Below are 356 nucleotides of genomic sequence, written 5' to 3'. Positions count from 1 at the left end.
AACAACTGCACTGCCATATGGCAGACTTGACTACGGTATCACCTTCTCATCCGTTCCCACCATTTCATTGCTCGCCTGCGCGGTCATCTGACCGGCGCTAGCGCACTTTTAAAAACTGGTGGAGGTGAACGGGATCGAACCGATGACCTCCTGCTTGCAAAGCAGGCGCTCTCCCAACTGAGCTACACCCCCTTATTGATTTCTGAATACCTCCGGTATTCAGGGCGCGCCGCCGCCGGCCAACCCGGCGCGCAATGTTCTTAACAAACATTTGCGCCAAATCGTGGCAGATACGTGCCTCAAACAGGACTGATGGTCCAGATCACACCATCAATATGGTGGGCCTGAGAAGAGTT

1 tRNA gene is annotated in these 356 nt (G+C 53.9%); it reads right to left on the bottom strand.

Annotated elements, in window-relative coordinates:
• Positions 1 to 116: 116 nt before the first annotated feature.
• Positions 117 to 192, bottom strand: a tRNA-Ala gene (locus THS27_RS26525).
• Positions 193 to 356: the final 164 nt, after the last annotated feature.

The organism is Thalassospira sp. MCCC 1A01428, from assembly GCF_002115825.1.
Taxonomy (GTDB): Bacteria; Pseudomonadota; Alphaproteobacteria; order Rhodospirillales; family Thalassospiraceae; genus Thalassospira.
Note: the sequence above shows the minus strand (reverse complement) of the source record. Positions and strands in the feature narration are given on the sequence as shown.